This is a genomic window from Armatimonadota bacterium (assembly GCA_039679645.1).
GTDB lineage: Bacteria > Armatimonadota > UBA5829 > UBA5829 > UBA5829 > UBA5829.
Genome location: JBDKUO010000026.1, coordinates 19,774 through 42,219 on the forward strand (window position 1 = coordinate 19,774; position 22,446 = coordinate 42,219).

Here is a 22,446-nt window from a genome sequence, read left to right on the forward strand (position 1 = left end):
TAACATGTATGACCCGAAATCCAATGATTCCAATGAGTTTATATGTCATGAAGAGATAGAGGAGACTCTCGCGCAGGGACGAGAACAGGCTGACGATATTGTGCGGGTCAGAGAAATCCTGGCAAAAGCGGCAGACTTCAAGGGACTGACCCATCGCGAAGCCGCAGTGCTGCTGAATATTGAATCGCCGGAGATTATGGAAGAAGTCTTTGCTCTGGCCCGAAAAGTCAAGGAACACATATACGGCCGCCGGATCGTAATGTTTGCGCCGCTGTATGTCTCGGACTACTGCGTCAACCGCTGCGCTTACTGCGGTTACAACCATGATCACGCGTTTGCACGCCATAAACTCAACCAGGAAGAGCTTGCCAGGGAAGTAAAACTGCTGGAGAGTATGGGCCACAAGCGCCTTGCTCTGGAGGCCGGTGAAGATCCCGTCAACTGCCCAATAGATTACGTGCTGGACTGCATTAAGACAATCTATTCCCTCAAGTTCGACAACGGCTCAATCCGCCGTATAAATGTAAATATTGCCGCGACAACCGTCGAGAACTACAAGAAACTTAAAGATGCCGGCATCGGGACGTATGTTCTATTCCAGGAAACCTATCACAAACCAACCTACCTCAAGGTTCATGAGGGGCCAAAACGTAACTACGAATATCACACTGAGGCGCACGACCGCGCGATGCTCGGTGAAATTAACGATGTGGGCCTGGGATTGCTTTACGGACTGTATGATTGGAAATACGAAGTAGTCGGGCAGTTGATGCACGCTGAGCACTTGGAAGCAAGGTTTGGAGTGGGGCCGCATACATACTCCGCTTGCCGAATGCGCAAAGCCGAAGGTGTAAACGCGGAAGACTTTCCATATCTTGTAAGCGATGCGGATTTCAAGAAGATTATCGCCATATTGAGACTGGCTACGCCGTATACCGGCATGATACTATCTACACGTGAACCGAAGGGCTATCGCGATGAGGTCATAGCGGTGGGAATCTCGCAGGTCAGCGCCGGGTCACAGACAGGAGTCGGCGGGTACGCGCATGCGGCAAAGCTGGGATTCGAGGATGAGATACCACAGTTCAAACTGGAAGATCATCGCTCACCCAATGAAATGCTCAAAGACCTGATCCGAGACGGATATATCCCGAGCTACTGCACGGCCTGCTATAGACTGGGACGCACAGGCGACAGGTTTATGAAGCTCGCCAAAACCGGCGAGATACAGAATATGTGCCAGCCTAACGCAATCCTTACCCTGCAGGAATATCTTGACGACTACGGTGATGATGAACTCCGTGAGCTGGGCAAGAAGGTAATCGACAGGGAAATGGCCGCAATACCGAACCCGAAGGTGCGCGCAAAGGCCAGTGAGTATCTCGAAAAGATTCGAGCAGGCGAGAGGGACTTCAGGTTCTAGAGACCGGCGGGTCAGAATTTCAAAATGTCGACCCGGAGGTCTTGCAGATAACCTTCGGGGCATTCGCCCGCGAAGTATAATGGGTCAGGGTTCGTAAATCCTGACCCAGATTTATTGTGCTTTACTGTTTCCAGTTAGCCTCATCGAGGTTCTTATGCAGCTCTTTGTATCTCTCAATAAGAGCCTGCATGTCTGCGCTTAGTTTTTTCACCTGTGCCGCCTGGGCATCGGTTCGGTCGGTGCTTGATTTGATGCCGTTCCAAGCCTGATAGTATTGGGTGAATGTATAGGCCAGGTCGGCGGTCATGCTGCCGTATTTCCATGCAAGCCCGGGGACAGTGGTATCCAGAGACAATAGACCCGATATCTGGCCGATGCCGTCCCGGATCGATTCGTAAACGTCCGCATCGGTCTTGTTTTCGCGATCCTGCCATTCTGCATATGTGCCCACATCTTTTGCGTTTTTCATAGATGTGGTCAACGACTCCAGGCGTCTGTATTTTTCGATAGTGTCGGCCTCACTTGCCGGAAGCTTCTGAGCGACCTCATTTATATCCTTGAACCGGTCCGCAAGCAAGCCGATGGTGGTATCGAAGAAAAGGTCCTTTACGGTGGACTTGCATTTGTCCATACCCTCGGAGGCCATCTTCTCCCAGTCATTATATAGAGACTGGTCAGTCTGTATCTGCTTGTTGAGCATCGTCAGCATCTGCTTAGTCATCTCTATCTTCCTGTTTGTCTCGTCCAGCTCTTTTATCCATTTCGCCCGCATAGCTTCCATGTCGACAGGCTTGATATTGGCTGCTGGCTGGACTGGTGTCTGAGCAGTCTGAGTCTGACCGGACGAAGCAGTCGTGTTCTGAATTGGCCGGACTACACCGGAGAGGCCCTTGAGCGAGACAACAATATCATCCGCCTGAGAAGGGTCTGCCTGGAGTGTCTTAGCGGAACTCATTAAGCTTTGAAGCTTTTCGCTCGCTTCGTCCTGATCCTTGGTCGCTTGAGCACGGATCTTTTCGGCCTCCTCGGGCTGAGTGGGTGCGATACTGTCCGCTTTAGCCATATCCTTTTGCGCCTGGTCCATAGTCTTCAAGCAGTCGCCGGCCTGGTCGATCAGTTCCTTGTCGGCTGCGGCATATGACCCCGGGTCGGTCGGCATTGGTATATCCGAGAGTGAAGGCAGCTTAGTGTAATCGATCTCGCCGGTCATGGCGCGAGCGCTCTTATCGGCGAGGTCTCTGGCTTCCTCCATATTGCCGCCAACCGCTGCATTGGCCGCCTGATTTGCAAACACTGCGCTGGCCACCAGTTGCTTGCACACATCGGAGGTGACCTCGACATTCTGATTGGGCTTCACCCACTCTTCACCCTCGTCTGAAGAGAAACTGGCGCCGCCCTCGCCGATGATCGTCAAAGAAAACTTGTTCTGGTTCGCCTGGAAGACTGCACTCCAGAAACCGTTTATAGTCTTGGGGTGCTCGATTTTTGTGTTGGACGTCTGACCTGCAGCCAGCGTATAGCCGTTGCTCTTTGCCCAGCGAGCCAGGGCTACCAGTTTAGCCACTTCCTGCATCCTGTAAAGCTCGGGATAGACCTTGGCATAATCGTCCAAATGGGCGGTGACATAATCGGCATATTTGGGGACGATCGAATTGAGGAAGCTCTTGGCCTGGCTGTCCCAGCCATCTCCCAGGTATTCTCTGACCCAACTGGTCACCTTCACGTGCGCATTATCAAACCTTACAACATCACCCGTCGGTGACACGCTCATGGTGACATCGGCTGGTATAAGCCTGCTGCCGACATCGGCGCCCGCATTTGATGGCGTAAAATAGTTGTTCTTGATAGACTCCTGCTGCTGGAACTCCATATCCGTCATATGCCCCGGCACCTGCTCGCGCAGATCGGGGTTCGAGCAGATTGTTTTGAGTAGATAGTCGGCTCTAAAGAGAATGCCTCCCAGCACAGAGTCGGATGGAACATTGGTATATACCAATTCTGACTGAGGCAGAGGGAAGTCGTAGAGCCTGGTCATCAGTTCGGGGCTGAACACCAGCCCGTTTATGATCTTCTCGCCGAACCTGTCTGTAATATATGAAGTAAGCTGGGTGCTGAAGGCATCAGCCATCACATCCCGTGACTGCGAGCCATTGCGCACACCATCGGCCATCTTCTGCAGTTTATCCGCAGGGTAGTCCAGTTGGCGCAGAATCTCAGAGAAGCACAGGACATAGCCCTCGGTGCCGTACTCGCTCTGGCTGATTTGGCCGGAGTCCAGTTTCGCCTTGAGGCTGTCGAGTTCGGGCAATATTCCGAGCGCCGCGCCTATATCATGGATCATATCGCCAGTGCCGCCGTTGCCGCTCATTACGTTGAGCATATCGGCAATTTTAGGCAGTCCTATCACGCGTATCATCTTTGCAGCCGTAGGGATCCACTCTTCCTGCGGCACGCTTGCCATATTCTGAGCGCCATAGAACATCTGCCTGAACTCCTCGGCGCTCAGACTGAAGGCATCGCCAAAATGCTTCATAAAGCGTTTGTTGTCTACCGCCACCGCAGGGTCGTTCAGCAGAATTGAAATAAGCTTGTTCGCCCACTGGTTGCAGTAGTCCGGCTCATTGTTCATCTTTGCAATATCGACTGATATTGCCTTGTCCATTCTCATAAAAAGAGCCTTCTGATCTGGTGTGGGCTCCAGAGAAAAAGACGGGTAGGCATTGTTTAGCACGTCCTTGAGAATATCGTCATATGGGATCGGGCCAGTCGGATAGGCCGGATCATACTTACCGACAAACGTTACGACATGTGTCTTCTTATCTATCAGAGCATATTTGAGAGTGTTGATATCGGTAAGGCGGCTCTTAACACCCTTTATGCCTATATTGCTCGTCGAATTGACGTTTGCAGTGTTGGAGTTTAAATTCTGAAACCTGCGTATCCTAGCTTGTATACGTGGGTTTGTATATGTCGTGCCGTCAGCTTGGCCGGGCATGGGTCTTGTCTGTGCATAACTTGCCATAGACAGAAATAGAATTGCAAATGCAGTGAGGATTCGACTGTAGCGGATACCCATTGAGAACCTCCAATAAAGTATGCCTAATACATCGTAATAGCTGAGGATAAGATATCACGGGATTGGAGCCTTGTCCAGATACATACTGCTATTATTGGTTTATCCGACTGTGGCAATCAGCTCTTTTCACGAAATGCTTCCAGAGCAGGATGATCGATAACCTCCGCCAGCATCGCCCACGCCTCTTCAAACCTCTCAGAGACATTCGCAGGCACAAACCCGAAGTCCAGATACATCCTGATGGCTTTCGCGGCAGAAGTCATACTCCAGAGATGCACTCTCTCGTGATGATAAGCTCTGAGGACGCGCATGGCCTCGGCAAGCAATGGTTTTGCAAGCTTGCGGCCTTGAAAGCCGGGTATAATTGCTACCCAGTGGATGCGTCCACGGTCATCATCTCGATCAGGGTGATACCAGGCTGTGGTGGTGCCGATTACCCTGCCTGTCGATTCTTCCACAAGGAAAATGCAACGTTTCTCAAACTCGTCTATATGCGGAGCGAATTCACTGTTATAGCGCTCCATCGCTTTCTCGATGCTCTCAAACGCGCCCACATCCACCTGCATCTGTGCCCACACAAGTTCTTCACCGCGCTTGAAAAAGCGAAATTTATAACCCGCAGGCAGCGGATATTCGGGGATATTGTCGAGGTTGCCACGGGTCATTGAGACAGGAATTCGTTCCATTGGATGCCTTCTTCGATACTACTAAGGAGCCACTTCAAAACAGAAGCGGCTCCTTGATTTACTAATGACTGCTTATTTACTCAGGCAGCACTCTTGCCAGGCCCTCAAGCTCTGGCTCGCCTGGACCCAGAGGAAAGTCGATCTTTTTGCGCTCTATGGCTGAACGCATCAGACCACACATAATCTCCTGGTCCTTGTAGCCGTCTTCGCCATTGCATGGATGCACCTTTGTGCCGTCGAGCCAGAGAGCTATATCCTCTATATAAGGGACCTGCTCGTGGTCGGCATCCCATGTGCCTTCGTCGGAACCCTCGGCCCCACGGCTCTTGGTGACTGCTCTCCAGCCGCCGCCGACATGTACTTCGGCAAAGCCCTCGGTGCCCTCGATCAGAAACCGCACTTTACGCCACCAGTAGTCGACTTCAGGCACGTCAGGAGCGACCTCGCCGACCTCCATTATACCACGCACGCCGTTGGCGAACTGAATGAACCCGCCAAGGTAGTCCGGGCTGGGATGGTTGTCGGTGAGCTTCTCACGGCCAAACGCCTGGCCGATAACCCACTCGACCTCGTCTCCACTGTTGAACCAGCGGATGTAGTCGGCGATATGGGTCGCAAGATGCATCATCCAGCCGGTGCCGGTGCCGTAGATGGTGTGAATCCGGCCTAATGCGCCGCTGTCGACCACTTCCTTGCATTTTACGAACTGGATATTATACTTGCGCTGATGGCTCTGGACCGATTTGACACCTGCGTCATCAAGGACTTTCTTCATCTCGATGGCTTCGGTCATGTTGGTCGCCATGGGCTTTTCGTAAGCAATCAGCTTTACGCCGTTCTCACAGCCAAGCTTGACCAGCGGCAGGCGCACCGTAGGCGGTGTGCAGAAGCAAAAGACGTCGGGCTTTGTGGCTGCAAGCATCTTTCCCGCATCATCAAAACCTTCGGGGTTGCCGCAGAGCGCTGCGGCATCGGCTATCCTGCCCGAATCCACATCCGCAAGGCCGACAACCTTGAACCTGGAATTCTTATGAAACACATCAGCATGGACTTTTCCGCGCTTGCCAAGCCCGGCTATAGCCACTGTGTATACTTGAGACATTTGATTACCTCCCTAGAATGCAGCAGAGAGCGGAGAGCGAAGAACCCGGACATGTCGCCGCTCAGTAGCTATTACATCCCTCCAGGTAGGATACCTGGAGGGATAAAAACAGGTTTGCAAACAGGAATACAGGTCGGGGGCAAGAATACCCCGGCCATTGTATTTGATGTCGTCACCTCGTTTTTTAACTGAGAACCGAAAATCAATAACTTTATTTGAAGTACTTCGCGCCCGGGCCTTTTTCCCACTCGAGCACCGCGGCGGCCACATACTTGACCTCCTCCTCAGTAAGCTCGGGATAGATCGGCAGGGTGAGGCAGTTTGCAGAGTTCTTCTCTGTCTCAGGTAGCACCGGCTTGGGATCGCCACCTGCATACGGCCATCCCTGCTCGGGTCCGAACGGGAAACCTTCCTGCTCGTGGATCGCAATCGGGTAGTTTGTAAGAGCGGTGATGCCCTTCTCGTCCAGGAACTTCTGCAGATCGTCTCTGCCGGTGGTCTCGACAACATAGAGGTGATAGATATGTCTGTAGCCGGGCTTGCCGTAGGGCAGCTTGATCTTGGTTCCGGCGAGTTCCTTGTCATAGAGCTTGGCCCACTTGATCCTGTTGTCATTGAACTCGTCGATATGCTTGATCTTCACGCTCAGGATGGCAGCGTGGATATCATCCAGGCGGCTGTTCCAGCCGACGCTGTGGTGGGATCGCTTGTTGGAACCATGATTGCGCATTTTGAGAATCGGCTCGACGATATCGTCACGGTTTGTGAAGACCGCGCCGCCGTCGCCGAATGTGCCGAGGTTCTTGGCTGTAATGAAACTTGTTGCAACCGCATCGGAAAGCTCGCCGATCTTGAACGTGTCGCCCTTTGAGCCGAAGGCCTGAGCGCAGTCCTCGACTACGAGCAGATTATGCTTCTTTGCGATCTTTGCGATTTCGGTCATATTTGCCGGCTGGCCATAAAGGTGAACCGGGATGATTGCCTTGGTCTTGGGAGTGATCTTCGACTCGATCTTGGTAACATCGATGTTGCGGGTATCGGCTTCGCAGTCGACAAACACGGGTGTCGCGCCTACCAGCCAGATGGCCTCAGCGGTCGCAAAGAATGTGTTTGATGTGGTAATGACTTCATCGCCCTTGCCGATTCCCAGAGCCAGGAATGTGAGCCATAGAGCATCCGTGCCGGAATTGAGACCAATGCAGTGCTTCATGCCCATATAAGCTGCGGCCTCTTTTTCGAAGCTCTGCATGGCCGGGCCCATTGTGTATTTGCCGCTCTCGAGGACATCGACGATCGCTTTGTCGATATCAGCCTTGAGGTTGTGATACTGGCGTACGTGACCGTAAAAAGGTACTTTCATTTGTCCCTCCTTCGAAAATGCGAAACATTTTCGTTCCCTTCGTGGCGAACACGGCAGCGTTCTCCACAGGAGAATCGCGAGAGTGTTCATGCCACGATTCCTAACAATATGATAGCCATCGCGCATATTCGTGCGGATGGCCGCCTCATTCCCCTCTAGGAACGATGCCAAAAGATGCCTTGCGGGCATATTATATCACAGCTCAGTTATGAATCATAGTGCTGTTTTTGGGGTAGTATTCAAAAAAATGTTTCCTAAGTTACTGATAATCAACGCCGATGACTTCGGCGCGTCAAAAGGAGTAAACGCAGCAGTCGCGCGTGTGAGACAATATGGACTGCTTACGAGCGCCAGTCTGATGGTGACCGGTAACGCCGTCGATGAAGCCGTCTCGATTGCACGCAGCGATCCACAGCTTACTGTAGGACTGCACCTTGCTCTCAGCAATGCCCACTGCGTGCTCGACCCGGAGCAAATTCCTGATCTGGTGGGCGCAGACGGCAAGTTCGGTAATAACCCTGCCGCATGTGCATTTAGATACTACTTTGACCGGCGCGTAAAGAAACAGCTTGAATCTGAGATCGAGGCTCAGTTCGAAGCGTTTGCTCGAACAGGACTGCCTCTATCTCATGTTGACGGCCACCAGCACCTGCACATGCACCCGGCATTGCTCCCCACTGTAATTGAGCTGGCAAGGCGATATGGCGCGAAGGGGATAAGGCTTCCCCGCGACCCGCTGCTTGCAAATCTGCGTGTGGACCGCACCTGTTTAGGCTTAAAGATGATCACGGCCATAGGCCATGCTTACCTCGCAAGGGCAGGCAAGCATGCGCTCGATGAATGCAAGTTGTCGGTGTGTGATCTGTCCATCGGGGCTATGATGAGCGGAGCCATGAGTATCGATTATGTGATTGGCATGCTGGACACGGCACGCGCAAAGAGTGTAGAGCTATTCTTTCACCCATGCGCTTTCGGACTGACCTACCCACAGGGGCCCAACCATGGCGATATGAAGACTCTGCTTGACCCGAGGCTTAGGGAATATGTTGCAGCAAAGGGGTTTATACCGGCTACTTATGCCGACCTGACTATGATGCGGGAGGGCGAGGCTCCCGCCGAGCCGGAGGCGACAGAGTGAGCTTGATCAGTATCGCACTTCTGATATTGGCTGGGATGGGTACGCTGCATTATGTGTTGTCGACCGCCGCTCTGGTCCGCCATTTTCAGAAGTCCCCCTCTCCCGCAAGGGCAGAGGGAGATGTTCCAAAGGTCAGCATACTAAAACCTGTCCGTGGAATAGATTCAGAGGCGCGGGACAACTTTCTATCATTTCCGGATCAGGATTACCCGAGCTTTGAAGTGCTCTTTGGAATACTTGATCCAGACGACCCTTCAGCGGATTTGATTCGCGATATTATCGAAGGAAAGCCTTATGCATTAATGCATACCGGCAGTGACATAGAGGGCTTCAACAACAAGGTCAGAATACTTCACACTCTCTTTGAGCAAGCAAGAGGCGATATTCTGATTATTACCGATGCGGATACTCGCGCAAGCGCCGACTTTATTGATCGTATAACCGTGCCGTTCAACGACCCGAGGGTCGGGATGGTAACGTGCATGTATAAGGGCATCAATGACCGCGGTATGGCTGATATGCTCGAGGCCTTACATATGACATGTGTATTTGCGCCGGGCGTGGCGGCAGCCAATGCCATAGGCGGGATAGACTTCGGTCTTGGGGCGGCAATAGCCATTAGGCGCAAGGTTATAGAGAAGATAGGTGGCTTTGAATCGATTGTTAATTATCTTGCGGACGACTTTCAACTCGGTAGAAGGGCTGCACAAACCGGCTATGACGTCGTACTCTCTGACTATGTGATCGATATCACGCTATCAGGCGAAAAAATGGCGAGTGTGCTGAGAAGAGAACTAAGGTGGTCGGTCACGACTCGAATCAGCAGGCCGTTTGGACACTTCGGCCTTTTATTCACATTCGGGTTTGCATATGCGCTGCTCTTTGCCGTATCGGTAGGGTTTTCATCGGTAGGATGGATTGTGCTGGCGGTAGTCGTGCTCATAAGATGGATAACGGCGTATATAGGCGCAAATATCTGCCTCGGCGACAATGGCTACATGAAAAGAGCTTGGCTGATGCCTGTCCGCGACTTGCTCTCTTTTATTATATGGATCGCGGGATACTTCAAGAAAAGCGTTACCTGGCGCGGCAGGTGTCTTACTCTGCATAAGGACGGCACAATTGTTCGAGCGAGATGATACTATTCCGGCTCAGCGACAGGCCGCTGTATCACCGACAGCAGATCACGCCTGACCACCGGCTTTTTCCACCAGCCTGAGAAATAAACGAAAAGACTCGCTATCACAGAAACCACCGTGCTTATTGCAATTGCATACCAGATTCCCTCGACTCTGTGGAGCCTGTGTGTGAGAAATACCGCCAAAGGCACACGTGCAAGCCAAAACGCGACCAGTGTAATAACAGTCGTGATCATAGTATGCCCTGCGCCATTGATGACTCCATTTGAGACGAACAATATCGAAACCAGCAGATAGTTGATTGCCGCCACATGTAAATAAGTAACGCCTATGGCCATTACGCTCGGCTCATTCAAAAACATCTTCAACATGACCTGCGGCGCGGTGAGTGAAAATATGGAACCAAACATAGTAATTCCGCCGCAGAGGACCAACGCCCATTTGAACACAGACTTTACCCTGCTGATCTGCCCGGCGCCGATATTCTGGCCGACAACCGTTGCCACCGCGGCGTTGAATGTCATTGCAGGCAGAAACGCAATCTGGTCGATCCGCATTGCCGCGCCGAACGCCGCTGTAGCGTTCTCGCCGTACGAGTTCACTAAACCTATCACCACAAGCATGCCCAGCGAGACCAGCGACTGCTGCACCACGGACGGCATACCAATCTTGACAATAAGCCACATCGTTGACCAATCGACATTAAGGCGCATCCAGTCCGGAGCTACGATGTGATCGCGCCTATATAGATACATAAACATCGCGACCATCCCAAGGCCCTGCATTGTGACACTGGCGATGGCAGTGCCGTTGAGCCCAAACCGAGGAAAACCAAGCCAGCCGAACATCAGTATCGGGTCGAAAATGGCAGTCAGTATCAGGCCGCCTATCTGAAAGTAAAGCGGAGTCTTGGAATCCCCTACCCCCCGCAGCATCGATACCACCAAAAAAGTGGCGTAGACGAACGGAATGCTGCAGAGGAATATGCGCATATAGCTGACCGCCAGGCCATATACGTTCGGAGGAGTCTGCATCTGGCGCATAAGCCATGGCGTGGCAAGTTCCCCAATTACAAAAAGGATTGTGCTGAAGCTTATGAGCAGGACAGTCGAGGTCTGAACCACGCTCCTGAGCCTCTGCCAGTTGCGCGCGCCAGCAAACTGAGAGACTAGAATACTCGTGCCCATAGTAAGACCGATCGCGATAGCCATCAGCAGGAAGACTATCGGCATACTGACCGTCACCGCCGCCAAATCGACCTTGCCAAGTCCTTTGCCGACCCATATCGCGTTTATTATGCTATATGCTACCTGGACGATATTGCCTGCCAACATAGGAAGCGAAAAATGAATGAGGTGGCGTGGGATGCTCCCGCTTGTCATATCGCGGCCGTGCTTTGAGGCGGATAATTGAGGTGATTGTTCCATATTGACTCCAGCTATATTTTACGCCCACGGGCGAGGAAATTCTATACCCATCGCTAATACATTTTCGTGTGAGGTAGCCGTAATGATAAACATCGAGTTGATGAAAGCAATACTGGACAGTATGAGAGACCCGCTTGTGTTTGTGGATACAGAACATGTCGTTCGTTATATGAACAAGCCTGCAATTGCAAATTACGCCAAGTGGGGAAATGTCATAGGCAAATCCATCTTTGGCTGTCATAATGAGCACTCGAAGGAGGTGATCCGCGAAGTATTTTCCGCATTCGAGCAGGGTGAAGAGGAGCGAATGATCTCTGACAATGAGAAACACCGCGTGTATATGCGCGCTGTTCGAGACAAAAACGGGCAGCTTATAGGTTATTATGAGAGATATGAACCGCCAGTGAAATGATAAACTCCTAGGTCGTTGCAACAGAAAAAAACTGCGATTTTAATGCTCTCACCGCTGTATTGAGGAGTGGCCGAGTAAGAAAATCGCCGGGTTTGGCGCTTACTCTCGTCACCCATTTACACCCCTGCCTTAATATGCTATCCTAATCACAGTAAAGCTGCGGCGGGCGGGGTTCTATGGGACCCCATGGGTTCGTAGTTAGTAAGGAGGCATAGAACGTCGTGATTGTCGTTCAGAAATATGGTGGAAGCTCCGTCGCCTCTACCGAAAAGATCGCCGCCGTCGCGAAACGAGTGGCGGCACGAGCAAAGGATGCGCAGATAGTCGTAGTTGTGTCGGCAATGGGCGATACTACCGACGAACTGATCAGCATGGCCAAGGCGCTGTCCACTGCACCCGGAGACCGGGAGATGGACAAGCTCCTTTCAACAGGCGAACAGGCATCGAGCGCGCTTATGGCGATAGCCCTGCAGCAGCTCGGACAAAAGTCGGTCTCACTCACTGGTGGGCAGGCAGGTATTATCACCGAGCGGGTCCAAGGCAAGGCGCGCATATTGAAGATCGACGGCAAGCGCCTTAAAGATGAGCTTAATAAAGGAAATGTGGTGGTAGTCGCCGGCTTCCAGGGGATCACCGAGAATGCCAGTTGGGCAGACATTACCACACTAGGCAGAGGCGGGTCCGATACTACGGCAGTAGCTCTCGCTGCAGCCCTTAATGCCGATAAATGTGAAATCTACACTGATGTCGACGGCGTTTTTACCGCCGACCCGAGAGTTGTGCCGGATGCTGTCAAACTAAACATCATATCATATGAAGAAATGCTTGAACTGGCGGGCCAGGGAGCGCGGGTTATGCATAACCGCGCAGTAGAGTTGGGTCAGATATATAACGTAGATATCCTGGTAGCCAACAGCGCCAGGGAAGTCCCAGGCACAATCATCACCAAGGAGGATCCTGATATGGAAATTCGCAACCCCGTTCGGGGGATTGCTCATGATATAGGCGTAACGAGATTCACGGTTGTGGCTATTCCCGATCAGCCGGGTGTGGCAGCAAAGATATTCCATGCGCCGTGCCAAGCCAATGTCAATGTCGATGTAATCGTGCAGAATGTCAGCACAGAGGGTCATGCCGATATATCGTTTACCGTCTGCGATGCCGATTACGAAAAGACAAAGAAAGCACTTGAACCTGTCGTCGCTGAGCTGGGCGCAAAGGGACTGCTAGCCGATCAGACACTGGCAAAAGTGTCTATCGTTGGAAGTGGAATACGAAATAACCCCGGCTATGCCGATAGGATGTTTCAGGCTCTCGCAAACGAGGGGATCAATATCCTGTCTATCGCTACCAGCGAGATCCGCATAACCTGCCTTATCGAGCGCGAAAAGGTCAAGCAGGCCGTAAGGGCGCTGCACAAGGTCTTTGAGCTGGAGAAAGTGTAAAATCGGCTACCGCAATCTGAAATTGTGGGATTTCAATTTCGGACGAGATCGGATATCGCGTCCGAACAGTGACGTTGTCTGGCTACTGAATTACATAGGAGGGACAAATGAATACGAAACGCATGCTCGTAATTGCAATAGTCGTTCTTGTGTTTTTAGCGCTGAACTGCACGGCATACGCAACCGGAGAAGTGTATATCGACGATTTTGTCATTAAGAACAATGGGAATGCCGTACTATACGATGACTTCAATGACGGCAAACTCGATGGATGGACAGAATGTCAGGATGCCAAAGTTACATGTTCGAAATCGGGCTGTGGTATGTATCTGAACAAACAACACTTATATCCGGCGGCCGCTTTGCACAATTTGGATCTGAAAAAGCCGGGCATTGTCGAGATGACTATGTCCGTCTATACCACTCCTCGCAGTGAGCAATACGCCTGTTCCAAGGAACAAGCATGTCCATTGTATGTTATTCTATACTCGGGTGAGCAGACGATTATCAAGGCCACTATTTTCCAGAAATTCAATGAAGATGGTTGTCGCGTAGGAATCGGGCTTAAGGAAGATGGCAGCGGAGCATTGACTGATCAACCTGTACTTGTGTCTAATACTTGGGGCGTCCTCTCAATGCGTTTGGACTGCAATAATGGAGTCGCCGATTTGTCATTGAACGGCAAACTGATGAAGACCCAGAAATTTATGCCGGAGCTGTTCTCTTCATTTAGTAAAGTACTGATAACCTCCGGTTTCGGCGATGGAAGTTTTCGCAACGATTGAGACAGTATAGTTAGAAGAGAATCAGTAACATAGAACGTGTAATTTCTTCTATCCCTCCAGATATCCAACCTGGAGGGATTTCTATGAAAGCCGAAAATAATGAGTCGAATAGAACGCACAAAATTTCTTCTCTGGTCACGCCCAGTGTTTCGCACATGTGAGATCATATGCAATCACGCCGCCAGACTCTTCGAAAGAGGCAAAAGCCTTGCGCATGCCGGTTCTGAACTGAGAGAGCTGAACCGCAAAAGAATGCAGTATCAGCGTATACTCAACCGGATTGGATCGAGCCATGGTCATGTCTGCGCTGATTGTAAAGGCAAGTGCTGCGGAGGAGTGCGCGAGCGCGACGCATTCACTGACCGCGTTCTTCAACACCCACAGACTCCTTACAGGCAAGGCAGACGCAAAAAGGGCAAGATGGCTCCATACGATGTTGCCGCCGAACGGGTAAAAAGTAACACTGCCGCAATGCAGGCAGAATGTGTTCCAGGTCATTGCCCGGAACTGACTGCTAAAGGCTGCCGCATTCCGTATGAGCTTCGCCCTATCCAGTGCGTAGCCTATTTTTGCAATGCCACTATCAACGAACTGTCGCCACATCAGTGCCGGACCGGCTCAAAGGCACTGATAGGCTTGATGAAAATCCAGATAGCCACGGTATTGTTGGCTCTCAGGTCGAAACGGCGGAGAGTATGACAGTCGAAAAGAGGAGCGATATCAAACCCGGCATGCGCGTTCAGATTGTTGAAAAGCAAAACCAGCGCACCGGCGCGCTAACTGAAGGTGTTGTCTCCCGAATCCTCACTAACAGCGCTGTTCATACGCGCGGGATAAAGGTGATGCTGACCGATGGGACGGTCGGTCGGGTGATGGCAGTATTGGCTTGACATCCGGTCTTGGATTTGGGTATATTCTGACCTGGCAGCCAGGATGATTATGTTCCAACTAATTTTTCGGAGGCAGTATGGCTCTCGATCTTATGGAAGCTCTTCACGACAGGGAGAGCAAAATCAGCAAGTATTTTCAGCAGCCGCGGTTCCGCGAATGGTTCAAACCAAAGGACCTGGAGGACGCGGTTTTTGCTTACATCGAGCGGTCCGGCAAGCGGCTGAGACCGTCTGTGCTTATGTGGGCATGCGGAGCCGTGGGCGGCGATGAGAATATCGCGCTGCCGGCTGCGGCGGCTGTGGAGTTGTTCCACACATGGACGCTGGTCCATGACGACGTTATAGACAATGACGAACTCCGGCGCGGCGGCCCGACTGTTCACAAGCTGGGTGAGACATTCGCCGTTCAAAAACTGGGATACAGCGAGGAGAAGGCGAAAGAATATGGCCGGGACCTCGCGATCCTTACGGGTGATTCTCAGCATGGCTGGAATGTGAGTCTGCTTTGTGAGTGCGCCCGAAATGGTGATGTGGACGCCAGAGTGGCACTTGAGATCATCTATTACCTGGAATCGCATGTGGTCAACACCCTGATCGAAGGTGAGGCTCTGGATGTTCAGTATTCGCACACACCAATAGAACAGCTTACCCGCGATGATATCGTTTATATGCTCTGGATGAAGACCGGTGTGCTCTATGAGTTCGCCGCCAAGGCAGGAGCCATGATCGGCCTGAACACCGCAGATATCAACCACCCGACAGTTGCGGCCTTGTCGCGGTTTGCATCGAGCTGTGGGACGGCATTTCAACTGCAGGACGATATTCTCGGCCTGCTGGGAAAAGAAGAAAAGCTCGGAAAGCCCGTCGGATCGGACGTCCGCGAGGGAAAGAAGACCACAATAGTCTTCTTTGCCTTAAAAGAAGCGACCAGTGAGCAGCGCAAGTTCCTGCTCTCAGTGCTCGGTAACTCCGACGCCTCTAATGATGAAGTTCAAAAAGCAACCGACCTGATGGCGCAGCTAGGCGGCATAGACAAGACAAAGGAACTGGCGCTCGAACACGTGAACAAGGCGCTGCCTGAGCTGGATGTGCTGCCGGATACGGAGTATAAGCATCTGCTGGAGTCCTGGGCGCATTATATGATTGACAGGAGCTTTTAATTGCGATAACAAAGGGAGCTGTTGTTCTGTCATTCCGAGCCCCCAGTGGGGGTTGCCCACTTGTTTCGATTAGAAAAACGTCTGGATGCGAACCCTTTATTTGTCGACTGCACATAGACGTTTTCTTAGGAAGAGAAACGACGAGGAATCTGCTTTTTTCATAGAAGCTGTGCTCAAAAGCAGATTTCTCGCTACGCTCGAAATGACAGTGTGCGAAGGGTCTTATTGCTAATAGACCGCGTTAAAACAACTGTCCTACGCTGAAGTAGGTCCGAAAAGCGTCACCGTATGCGAAGTCGATTGACATCTGGCCGTAAGGCGAGTTGTACCTGACCCCTAACCCAGCGCCTGCTCGTGGTGAGAAGCTATTTGTCTGGCTGAATTGTGTGGTTATTCCCGGGACATACTGAAATTCACTTCCCCATGCGTCACCCGTGTCCACGAATGCCACGCCCCAGATGTCCCGTGTGAACGGATATCTCAGCTCAGCATTTGCCAGCATTGCGTATTTGCCCCAGTACCGGCCTTCTAGGTAACCCCTAAGCGGCATGTCGCCGATTCCACCGACAAAGTATTGCTCGTAATATGGCAGGCTCCCGGCTGACCCGGCAAGCATTGTCCTCACAGCCAGGACCGGCACACTCTGTTCGCCGACTGCGCCCGGCTTAACGCTTTGTTGGCGCAAAGGAATATACCATCTGCGGTCGGCCCAGAGTTTGCCGATCATGCTGCTGCCGCCGTTATCTTGGTCTGACCATCCGCTCTCGAAGAAGCCGAGGGTGTATATGCCATGGGTAGGGTTTGTAGCCGAGTTGCGATAGTCCTGCGCAGCCTTGAGGCTCGCAAGCAGCAGGCTGCCGCTCTGGAGTGTCGGATCAGTCAGTTCGGTTGAAGGCAGGTTTTTGGCTATTACGTTTTCATATCTAAGCCCGCGTGTCAGAGTCAAAGATGGTTCCGGCATATGGCTCACTTCAGCCGTAAAGCCGCTGCGGCGTTCGTAGTAGCGCCCGACGGCGGAGAGGTCTCTTGAGAACCTGTAACGCGGCAGGCTGAAGAGGTCGAGCTTCAATGATGTGTTCTCAGGCGCTATCCAAGGATTACAGTATTCGATCCGACCGCCCGCTTGAGACTCGACACTGCCTATCTCGCCCGAGACCAGCAGTTTTTGCGCATAACCGCCGAGGTTTCCGAATGTGAGGTCGATTGAACCTATCAGGCTGTCCTGAGGGCTGTAGCTTCCACCGAGGTCGGCGTAGTTGAACTGCGTCTGCTCGTCAAGCTTCCATATGAGCATCGCTTCACCCATCTCTTGGGTAGGCTCCATGTCCGAGCTTATACCGGCGAATACTCCAAGCTGCTGGAGTTGGATATAGTCGCGTGTTATCGCTTCACGGCTGAAGAGGTCGCCTGTCTTGGTCGTCAGTACCCGCCTGACTGCGCTCTCGCGGACTTTTTTTAACCCCTCAAATTTGATGCCTGCGATTTTCAGCTCGGTGATGTTTATTGTCATTGTGCCGATCTGTCCGGGTTTTGGCAGGTCAATGCTCGTTACGGCAGCTATATATCCCCGCTCCTGATAAGCTGCCTGGATTCTATCAATCGCCTTTTGAAGCACGTCTTCATTTATCAACTGACCTGATTTGAGTCCTGAGGCTTGCAGGAGCTGACTGGACGGGACCAACGTATTGCCCTGGAATGTAATGGATCGAGCCAGTGGCGGAATCTCTATGTGCAGGTCATTTGTATTGACCGAGCCTATGCCTGGCTCCGACGCATCTTGAGCTGCGCACGGCATCACCATCAGGACGGCGCAAGCTATAACACATATATACACAATCCAGCTTCTTCTCATAATTACCTCAGACGTTGTCTTTCGCTTATGATACCTGTTTAGCCTATATCATTGTCAAATTGCATTTGGCTTGCGTGATATTGGCCATTCGTGTTATTGTGGTGAGGCGGTTCCGACCGGTTTTGCAAGGGTATCAATAAGGTTAGGAATCGTCACGATATATCGAACAACTGAGCGGTGTGGGTACCTGGCTCTTGGCTTTCTACTCTCCGCTCTTGGGCTATTAAGGAGGACGGATAATATGGCGCAGGCAAAACAGGGTAACAATGTTAAAGTTGAATATACGGGCAAGCTCAAAGACGGCAGCGTGTTTGATACATCCGCTGACCGTGAGCCGTTGGAGTTCACAATAGGCGGCGGTCAGATCATACCGGATTTTGAAGAGGCTGTGGTCGGGATGAACCCCGGCGACTCCAAGACTATCGAGGTTCCGGCTGCCAGAGCCTATGGTCCGCGCCATGATGATATGGTGATCAATATCGACAGGGCACAGTTTCCTGAAGATATCAAGCCTGAGGTCGGTGACCAGCTTCAGATCAGCCAGCCGGACGGCCGCGCAGCGGTGGTCACGGTTACTGAGATTACCGAAGACAGCGTGACTCTGGACGCCAACCATCCGCTTGCCGGGCAGGATTTAACATTCGACATACAGCTTGTTGAAGTGGCCTGATGGCCGACATAACTCCGAAACCTGCCGTCTCGGCTCTGATTGTCGATGACGGCAGGGTGCTTCTGGTAAAGAGGGGCTGCGAGCCCAACAAGGGCTTATGGTCGCTGCCGGGCGGCAGCATTGAACCCGGTGAGACTCTGCGTGAAGCGACAGCCAGAGAGGTCTTTGAGGAGACTTCGCTGGTTGTCGAGGCCGGGGATGTGGTTGGCGCGCATGAAGTCATATCGAAAGATGGCGAGGCGCTCCTCTTTCATTACGTCATAATTACTCTCCGCGCAAAATTGATCTCAGGTGAACTTGCTCCGTCGGACGATGCAGCAGATGCAGGATGGGTCCCATTGGATCAGGTGGGTAAATATCCAACAACACCCGGGCTGGCGGATCGACTATCGTCTATGAACCTCTTCTCATAGTTCTTCAAACAAAACAAACCCTTTGTGGCGCTCTCAGCATCTACCAGTTCTCTAGATCGACACGGCCGGCTCTCTTGCAGTCCCCTTCAGCACGCTGCCGGCTGTCGCGATTACCTTTTCCACGTTCGGCAATGCCGACTGCTCAAGCTCTCTTGAATACGGCATGGGGGTATCGGCAAGAGTAACGCGCATGATCGGGGCGTCGAGATAGTCGAAAGCATGTAACTGGAGTTGATCGACCACCTGCGCGCCAATACCGCACTGCGGCCAGTCTTCTTCAACTATGATCGCATGCTTGGTCTTCTTTACAGACTCGACGAGCGTGCTTATATCCATCGGTCTGAGTGTGCGCAGATCAATCACCTCCGCACTAATGCCTGTCTTTGCAAGAGCTTCAGCAGCGCTTAGCGCTATATGGACCATGCGAAGGTAGGCGATTATTGTGATGTCATCACCTTTGCGCTTGACGTCCGCCCTGCCTATTGGAAGTGTATATCCTTCCTCGGGGACCTCGCCGCGCATGGAGTAGAGGAGCGCATGTTCGAGAAAGATCACGGGGCTGTCGTCACGGATCGCGCTCTTTAGGAGCCCTTTGGCGTCATATGGAGTCGAGGCGGTTACAACCTTGAGGCCGGGCACATGCACAAACCAGGCCTCCAGGTTTTGCGAGTGCTGGGCACCGAGCTGCATACCTGCGCCCTCAGGCGCTCGGATCACCATAGGAATCTTGATTTGACCACCGGACATATAGCGCAGTTTTGCCGCATGGTTTACGATCTGGTCCATCGCAAGCAGCGCGAAGTTGACAGTCATCATCTCGACCACAGGTCGAAGACCGACCATGGCCGCACCTGTGCCTATTCCCGCTATAACCTCTTCAGAAATGGGCGTATCCTTGACCCGCCTGTCGCCAAACTCTTCGAGCAGGTCCTCGGTAACGCGATACGCGCCCTGATATTGCGCGACCTCCTCGCCGATGACGAACACGTTTTCATCGCGCCTCATCTCTTCGCGAAGCGCCTGGTTTAGGGCTTGTCTGTAGTATATAACCGGCATTTTATCACCCTTTGAGATAGGCTGCACCTTTACCCCAGCCCTGCACTGGATAGGCGAACAACCCCAAACATACAAAATCAGTAATCAATACAATATATTAAATATCAAATCAGATGCCCCCTCACCCTAACCCTCTCCCCCAGGAGAGGGAACAGGCCGGCATCTCAAAACACAAAAATCAATAATCAATATAAAATACGATATACTAAATGCTAAATCCGGTTCGCGTAGACGTCTTGGTACAGGGCTTCGGGCTTGGGAATGGGCGAGTCCTCGGCAAATTGAACTGCCGCTTCTATCTCTTTCGCGACATCGGAGTGTATCTTTTCAATCTCCTCTGAACTCAGAGTGCCTTCATCAAGGAGTTTCTTGCCGTATTGGACAATCGGGTCGCGCCTGCGCCACTCTTCGATCTCTTCTTTAGTGCGATACGTGCCCGGATCGGCAATAGAGTGGCCGCGATATCTGTAGGTAACAGCCTCCACGAACGCTGGGCGCTTGGTCTCACGCACTTCAGAAATGAGTCTGTCGGCCATTTCATAGACCGCCAGCACATCCATGCCGTCCACTGTCTCGACAGCCATCGAGTAGCACTGAGCGCGGCGAGGCAGGTTCGGAACGGCAGATGCCCGCTCGACTGCCGTGCCCATGCCGTAGAGATTGTTCTCGCATATAAACAGGATGGGCAGGTTCCAGAGGGAGGCGATATTAAGTGTCTCATGAAATGAGCCTTCGTTGACCGCGCCGTCGCCGAAGAAGCACAGGCATATCTGATCGCCGCCGTGATAGTTTATGGCAAAACCGATGCCCGCGGCTATAGGCAGCCCGCCCCCGACTATAGCCGTGCCGCCCAGAAACCGTCGGTTCACATCAAAAAGATGCATCGACCCGCCTTTGCCGCCGGATACTCCCGTGGATTTACCGAATAGCTCTGCCATAACAGCGCGAGGGCTTGCACACCGCCCCAGAGCCTGGCCGTGCTCGCGGTATGCGCCGATCACATAGTCGTCGGCTCGCAGCGGCCACATAAACCCGCTCGCCACAGCTTCCTGGCCGATATAGAGATGCAGGAAGCCTCGGATATTGCCGCGCTCATACATCTCGCCGGCTTTCTCCTCAAACTTGCGGATCATGGTCATTTCATGGAAGATATCTATCTTGTCTTGTTTGGTGAGCATCGGCCTGTCTCTTGACTATAAGCGACCTTGTGATAAGACTAGCTTCGGGGCATATGCCCGCGAAGCATAAGAACCTGAGTTCGTTGGTCAGAATTTACCCACCGCCGGATAGATCAAACTTGCTCGGAGGCATGGTATGAGCTTCTGACCAGCGGGCCAGATTCAACATACCCAAAACCCATATCAAGACCGATATTTTTTAGTTGGATGAACTCATCGGGTGTGTAGTATTTGACAATGGGGGCATGCTCAGCAGAGGGGGCAAGGTATTGGCCTATTGTGAGGATATCGCAGTGTGCACCACGCAGGTCATGCATGGTCTTAATGATTTCGTCCCAGTTCTCGCCTGCGCCGACCATAATGCCGGACTTTGTGCGCACATCCGGCGCGATCTCGTCGGCTCGCCTTAACAGCTCAATTGAGCGGAAATAGACTGCCTGCGGACGCATAGACGGATAGCACCGCTCGACTGTCTCTATATTGTGATTTAGTATCTCAGGCTTGGCATCCAGAACGATCTTGAGAGAGTCTAAATCACCCTGGAGGTCCGGGATCAGGACTTCGACTGAACAGTTATTTCCCTGCTCGTGAATAAGCCTTATAGCCTGGGCAAAGATATGAGCGCCGCCATCGGGCTGATCGTCACGGGTAACGCTGGTGATCACGGCATGGCGCAGGCCCAAAAACTTCACGGCATCGGCGACTCTTCGGGGCTCGTCTTCATCAATCGGGTCGGGCCTGCCGTGGTCAACTGCGCAAAAGCGGCAGTTGCGTGTGCAGGTATTACCCAGGATCATGAAAGTGGCTGTGCGCGCATGCCAGCACTCGCCTATATTCGGGCAGTTGGCGCTCTGGCAGACAGTGTGCAGCCTGGCACCTTCGACCAACCGCTTGACCTCGGTATAGTTTTCTCCTTGCGGGGCTTTTGCTTTGATCCACTCGGGACGTTTTATTACTGACATTACAGACGAAGGAACTCCTCAATGGTAAGACCTGAGGCGCGTACAATTGCTCGGGCGGTTCGTTCGGTCACTGTCTCCAATTGCATATGCACTAGACAATTATACCACAAGTGTGCTCCTCATAAGACCGGCGATGCACACCTGGCAGGGCGAACGCATCAAAATGCTATCCACCTTGTTTTGGCCTCTGCGGTTAAAACCGCGGCTAAGAAAAACACGAAGTGTCCCTTCGGACACTGAGATTTCAGTCGGCGAAGGCCGACTTTGTGTAT

General features: G+C 52.2%; 20 protein-coding genes. 11 read left to right on the forward strand and 9 right to left on the reverse strand.

What is annotated here, in order from left to right; translation table 11 throughout:
• Positions 1 to 4 precede the first annotated feature (4 nt).
• Complete coding sequence (hydG, locus tag ABFD83_05365) at positions 5 to 1,423, forward strand: [FeFe] hydrogenase H-cluster radical SAM maturase HydG (protein MEN6356498.1); 1,419 nt, start codon at positions 5 to 7, stop codon at positions 1,421 to 1,423.
• 121 nt (positions 1,424 to 1,544) lie between these two features.
• On the opposite strand, the gene ABFD83_05370 is transcribed toward hydG, so the two are convergent.
• From ABFD83_05370 to ABFD83_05385, 4 genes are all read right to left on the reverse strand, one after another.
• On the reverse strand, positions 1,545 to 4,499 hold the full coding sequence (locus ABFD83_05370) for a hypothetical protein (GenBank protein MEN6356499.1): 2,955 nt from the start codon (positions 4,497 to 4,499) through the stop codon (positions 1,545 to 1,547).
• A gap of 116 nt (positions 4,500 to 4,615) precedes the next feature.
• On the reverse strand, positions 4,616 to 5,185 hold the full coding sequence (locus ABFD83_05375; GenBank protein MEN6356500.1) for a GNAT family N-acetyltransferase: 570 nt from the start codon (positions 5,183 to 5,185) through the stop codon (positions 4,616 to 4,618).
• A gap of 76 nt (positions 5,186 to 5,261) precedes the next feature.
• On the reverse strand, positions 5,262 to 6,287 hold the full coding sequence (locus tag ABFD83_05380) for a Gfo/Idh/MocA family oxidoreductase (protein ID MEN6356501.1): 1,026 nt from the start codon (positions 6,285 to 6,287) through the stop codon (positions 5,262 to 5,264).
• Between the two features lie 211 nt (positions 6,288 to 6,498).
• The gene (locus tag ABFD83_05385) at positions 6,499 to 7,647 is read right to left on the reverse strand and encodes a DegT/DnrJ/EryC1/StrS family aminotransferase (protein ID MEN6356502.1); all 1,149 of its coding nucleotides are present in this window, start codon (positions 7,645 to 7,647) and stop codon (positions 6,499 to 6,501) included.
• Between the two features lie 247 nt (positions 7,648 to 7,894).
• Here ABFD83_05385 and hpnK point away from each other — a divergent pair, with 247 nt between their 5' ends.
• The gene (gene hpnK, locus ABFD83_05390) at positions 7,895 to 8,785 is read left to right on the forward strand and encodes a hopanoid biosynthesis-associated protein HpnK (GenBank protein MEN6356503.1); all 891 of its coding nucleotides are present in this window, start codon (positions 7,895 to 7,897) and stop codon (positions 8,783 to 8,785) included.
• On the forward strand, positions 8,782 to 9,924 hold the full coding sequence (gene hpnI / locus ABFD83_05395; protein ID MEN6356504.1) for a bacteriohopanetetrol glucosamine biosynthesis glycosyltransferase HpnI: 1,143 nt from the start codon (positions 8,782 to 8,784) through the stop codon (positions 9,922 to 9,924). Before hpnK ends, hpnI begins: the two co-directional genes overlap by 4 nt.
• Positions 9,925 to 9,926: 2 nt before the next feature.
• Here hpnI and ABFD83_05400 read toward each other — a convergent pair whose 3' ends face one another.
• A complete protein-coding gene (locus ABFD83_05400; GenBank protein ID MEN6356505.1) occupies positions 9,927 to 11,351 on the reverse strand; it encodes an MATE family efflux transporter in 1,425 nt (474 codons plus the stop codon).
• Between the two features lie 82 nt (positions 11,352 to 11,433).
• On the opposite strand from ABFD83_05400, the gene ABFD83_05405 reads away from it, so the two are divergent.
• From ABFD83_05405 to ABFD83_05430, 6 genes are all read left to right on the forward strand, one after another.
• A complete protein-coding gene (locus tag ABFD83_05405) occupies positions 11,434 to 11,763 on the forward strand; it encodes a PAS domain-containing protein (GenBank protein MEN6356506.1) in 330 nt (109 codons plus the stop codon).
• 221 nt (positions 11,764 to 11,984) lie between these two features.
• A complete protein-coding gene (locus tag ABFD83_05410) occupies positions 11,985 to 13,208 on the forward strand; it encodes an aspartate kinase (GenBank protein MEN6356507.1) in 1,224 nt (407 codons plus the stop codon).
• 107 nt (positions 13,209 to 13,315) lie between these two features.
• A complete protein-coding gene (locus ABFD83_05415) occupies positions 13,316 to 13,993 on the forward strand; it encodes a hypothetical protein (protein MEN6356508.1) in 678 nt (225 codons plus the stop codon).
• A 99-nt stretch (positions 13,994 to 14,092) separates the two neighbouring features.
• Positions 14,093 to 14,692 carry a hypothetical protein gene (locus tag ABFD83_05420; protein ID MEN6356509.1) on the forward strand — a complete coding sequence of 200 codons (600 nt, stop codon included), beginning with the start codon at positions 14,093 to 14,095 and terminating at the stop codon, positions 14,690 to 14,692.
• Positions 14,689 to 14,883 carry a YwbE family protein gene (locus tag ABFD83_05425; protein ID MEN6356510.1) on the forward strand — a complete coding sequence of 65 codons (195 nt, stop codon included), beginning with the start codon at positions 14,689 to 14,691 and terminating at the stop codon, positions 14,881 to 14,883. The genes ABFD83_05420 and ABFD83_05425 overlap by 4 nt, the downstream gene beginning before the upstream one ends.
• Before the next feature lie 77 nt (positions 14,884 to 14,960).
• A complete protein-coding gene (locus ABFD83_05430; GenBank protein MEN6356511.1) occupies positions 14,961 to 16,043 on the forward strand; it encodes a polyprenyl synthetase family protein in 1,083 nt (360 codons plus the stop codon).
• 241 nt (positions 16,044 to 16,284) lie between these two features.
• Here the strand turns inward: ABFD83_05430 and ABFD83_05435 are convergent, their stop codons facing one another.
• Positions 16,285 to 17,895 carry a BamA/TamA family outer membrane protein gene (locus tag ABFD83_05435; GenBank protein ID MEN6356512.1) on the reverse strand — a complete coding sequence of 537 codons (1,611 nt, stop codon included), beginning with the start codon at positions 17,893 to 17,895 and terminating at the stop codon, positions 16,285 to 16,287.
• Between the two features lie 241 nt (positions 17,896 to 18,136).
• Here ABFD83_05435 and ABFD83_05440 point away from each other — a divergent pair, with 241 nt between their 5' ends.
• A complete protein-coding gene (locus ABFD83_05440) occupies positions 18,137 to 18,565 on the forward strand; it encodes a peptidylprolyl isomerase (GenBank protein MEN6356513.1) in 429 nt (142 codons plus the stop codon).
• Positions 18,565 to 18,978 carry an NUDIX hydrolase gene (locus ABFD83_05445; GenBank protein ID MEN6356514.1) on the forward strand — a complete coding sequence of 138 codons (414 nt, stop codon included), beginning with the start codon at positions 18,565 to 18,567 and terminating at the stop codon, positions 18,976 to 18,978. Before ABFD83_05440 ends, ABFD83_05445 begins: the two co-directional genes overlap by 1 nt.
• 51 nt (positions 18,979 to 19,029) lie before the next feature.
• On the opposite strand, the gene ABFD83_05450 is transcribed toward ABFD83_05445, so the two are convergent.
• From ABFD83_05450 to lipA, 3 genes are all read right to left on the reverse strand, one after another.
• Entirely contained in the window at positions 19,030 to 20,052 is a 1,023-nt protein-coding gene (locus ABFD83_05450) for a pyruvate dehydrogenase complex E1 component subunit beta (protein ID MEN6356515.1), read from the reverse strand.
• A 194-nt stretch (positions 20,053 to 20,246) separates the two neighbouring features.
• Positions 20,247 to 21,212 (reverse strand): pyruvate dehydrogenase (acetyl-transferring) E1 component subunit alpha, encoded by a 966-nt coding sequence (gene pdhA / locus ABFD83_05455; GenBank protein MEN6356516.1) that lies wholly within the window; start codon positions 21,210 to 21,212, stop codon positions 20,247 to 20,249.
• Between the two features lie 113 nt (positions 21,213 to 21,325).
• Entirely contained in the window at positions 21,326 to 22,174 is an 849-nt protein-coding gene (gene lipA, locus ABFD83_05460) for a lipoyl synthase (GenBank protein ID MEN6356517.1), read from the reverse strand.
• Between the last annotated feature and the right edge of the window lie 272 nt (positions 22,175 to 22,446).

Bases quoted from the DNA above. Each gene is read 5' to 3' on its own strand.
- hydG (MEN6356498.1), top strand. From the start codon at position 5: ATGTATGACCCGAAATCCAATGATTCCAATGAGTTTATATGTCATGAA.
- ABFD83_05370 (MEN6356499.1), bottom strand. From the start codon at position 4,499: ATGGGTATCCGCTACAGTCGAATCCTCACTGCATTTGCAATTCTATTT.
- ABFD83_05375 (MEN6356500.1), bottom strand. From the start codon at position 5,185: ATGGAACGAATTCCTGTCTCAATGACCCGTGGCAACCTCGACAATATC.
- ABFD83_05380 (MEN6356501.1), bottom strand. From the start codon at position 6,287: ATGTCTCAAGTATACACAGTGGCTATAGCCGGGCTTGGCAAGCGCGGA.
- ABFD83_05385 (MEN6356502.1), bottom strand. From the start codon at position 7,647: ATGAAAGTACCTTTTTACGGTCACGTACGCCAGTATCACAACCTCAAG.
- hpnK (MEN6356503.1), top strand. From the start codon at position 7,895: ATGTTTCCTAAGTTACTGATAATCAACGCCGATGACTTCGGCGCGTCA.
- ABFD83_05400 (MEN6356505.1), bottom strand. From the start codon at position 11,351: ATGGAACAATCACCTCAATTATCCGCCTCAAAGCACGGCCGCGATATG.
- ABFD83_05405 (MEN6356506.1), top strand. From the start codon at position 11,434: ATGATAAACATCGAGTTGATGAAAGCAATACTGGACAGTATGAGAGAC.
- ABFD83_05415 (MEN6356508.1), top strand. From the start codon at position 13,316: ATGAATACGAAACGCATGCTCGTAATTGCAATAGTCGTTCTTGTGTTT.
- ABFD83_05420 (MEN6356509.1), top strand. From the start codon at position 14,093: ATGAGTCGAATAGAACGCACAAAATTTCTTCTCTGGTCACGCCCAGTG.
- ABFD83_05425 (MEN6356510.1), top strand. From the start codon at position 14,689: ATGACAGTCGAAAAGAGGAGCGATATCAAACCCGGCATGCGCGTTCAG.
- ABFD83_05430 (MEN6356511.1), top strand. From the start codon at position 14,961: ATGGCTCTCGATCTTATGGAAGCTCTTCACGACAGGGAGAGCAAAATC.
- ABFD83_05435 (MEN6356512.1), bottom strand. From the start codon at position 17,895: ATGAGAAGAAGCTGGATTGTGTATATATGTGTTATAGCTTGCGCCGTC.
- ABFD83_05440 (MEN6356513.1), top strand. From the start codon at position 18,137: ATGGCGCAGGCAAAACAGGGTAACAATGTTAAAGTTGAATATACGGGC.
- ABFD83_05445 (MEN6356514.1), top strand. From the start codon at position 18,565: ATGGCCGACATAACTCCGAAACCTGCCGTCTCGGCTCTGATTGTCGAT.
- pdhA (MEN6356516.1), bottom strand. From the start codon at position 21,212: ATGCTCACCAAACAAGACAAGATAGATATCTTCCATGAAATGACCATG.
- lipA (MEN6356517.1), bottom strand. From the start codon at position 22,174: ATGTCAGTAATAAAACGTCCCGAGTGGATCAAAGCAAAAGCCCCGCAA.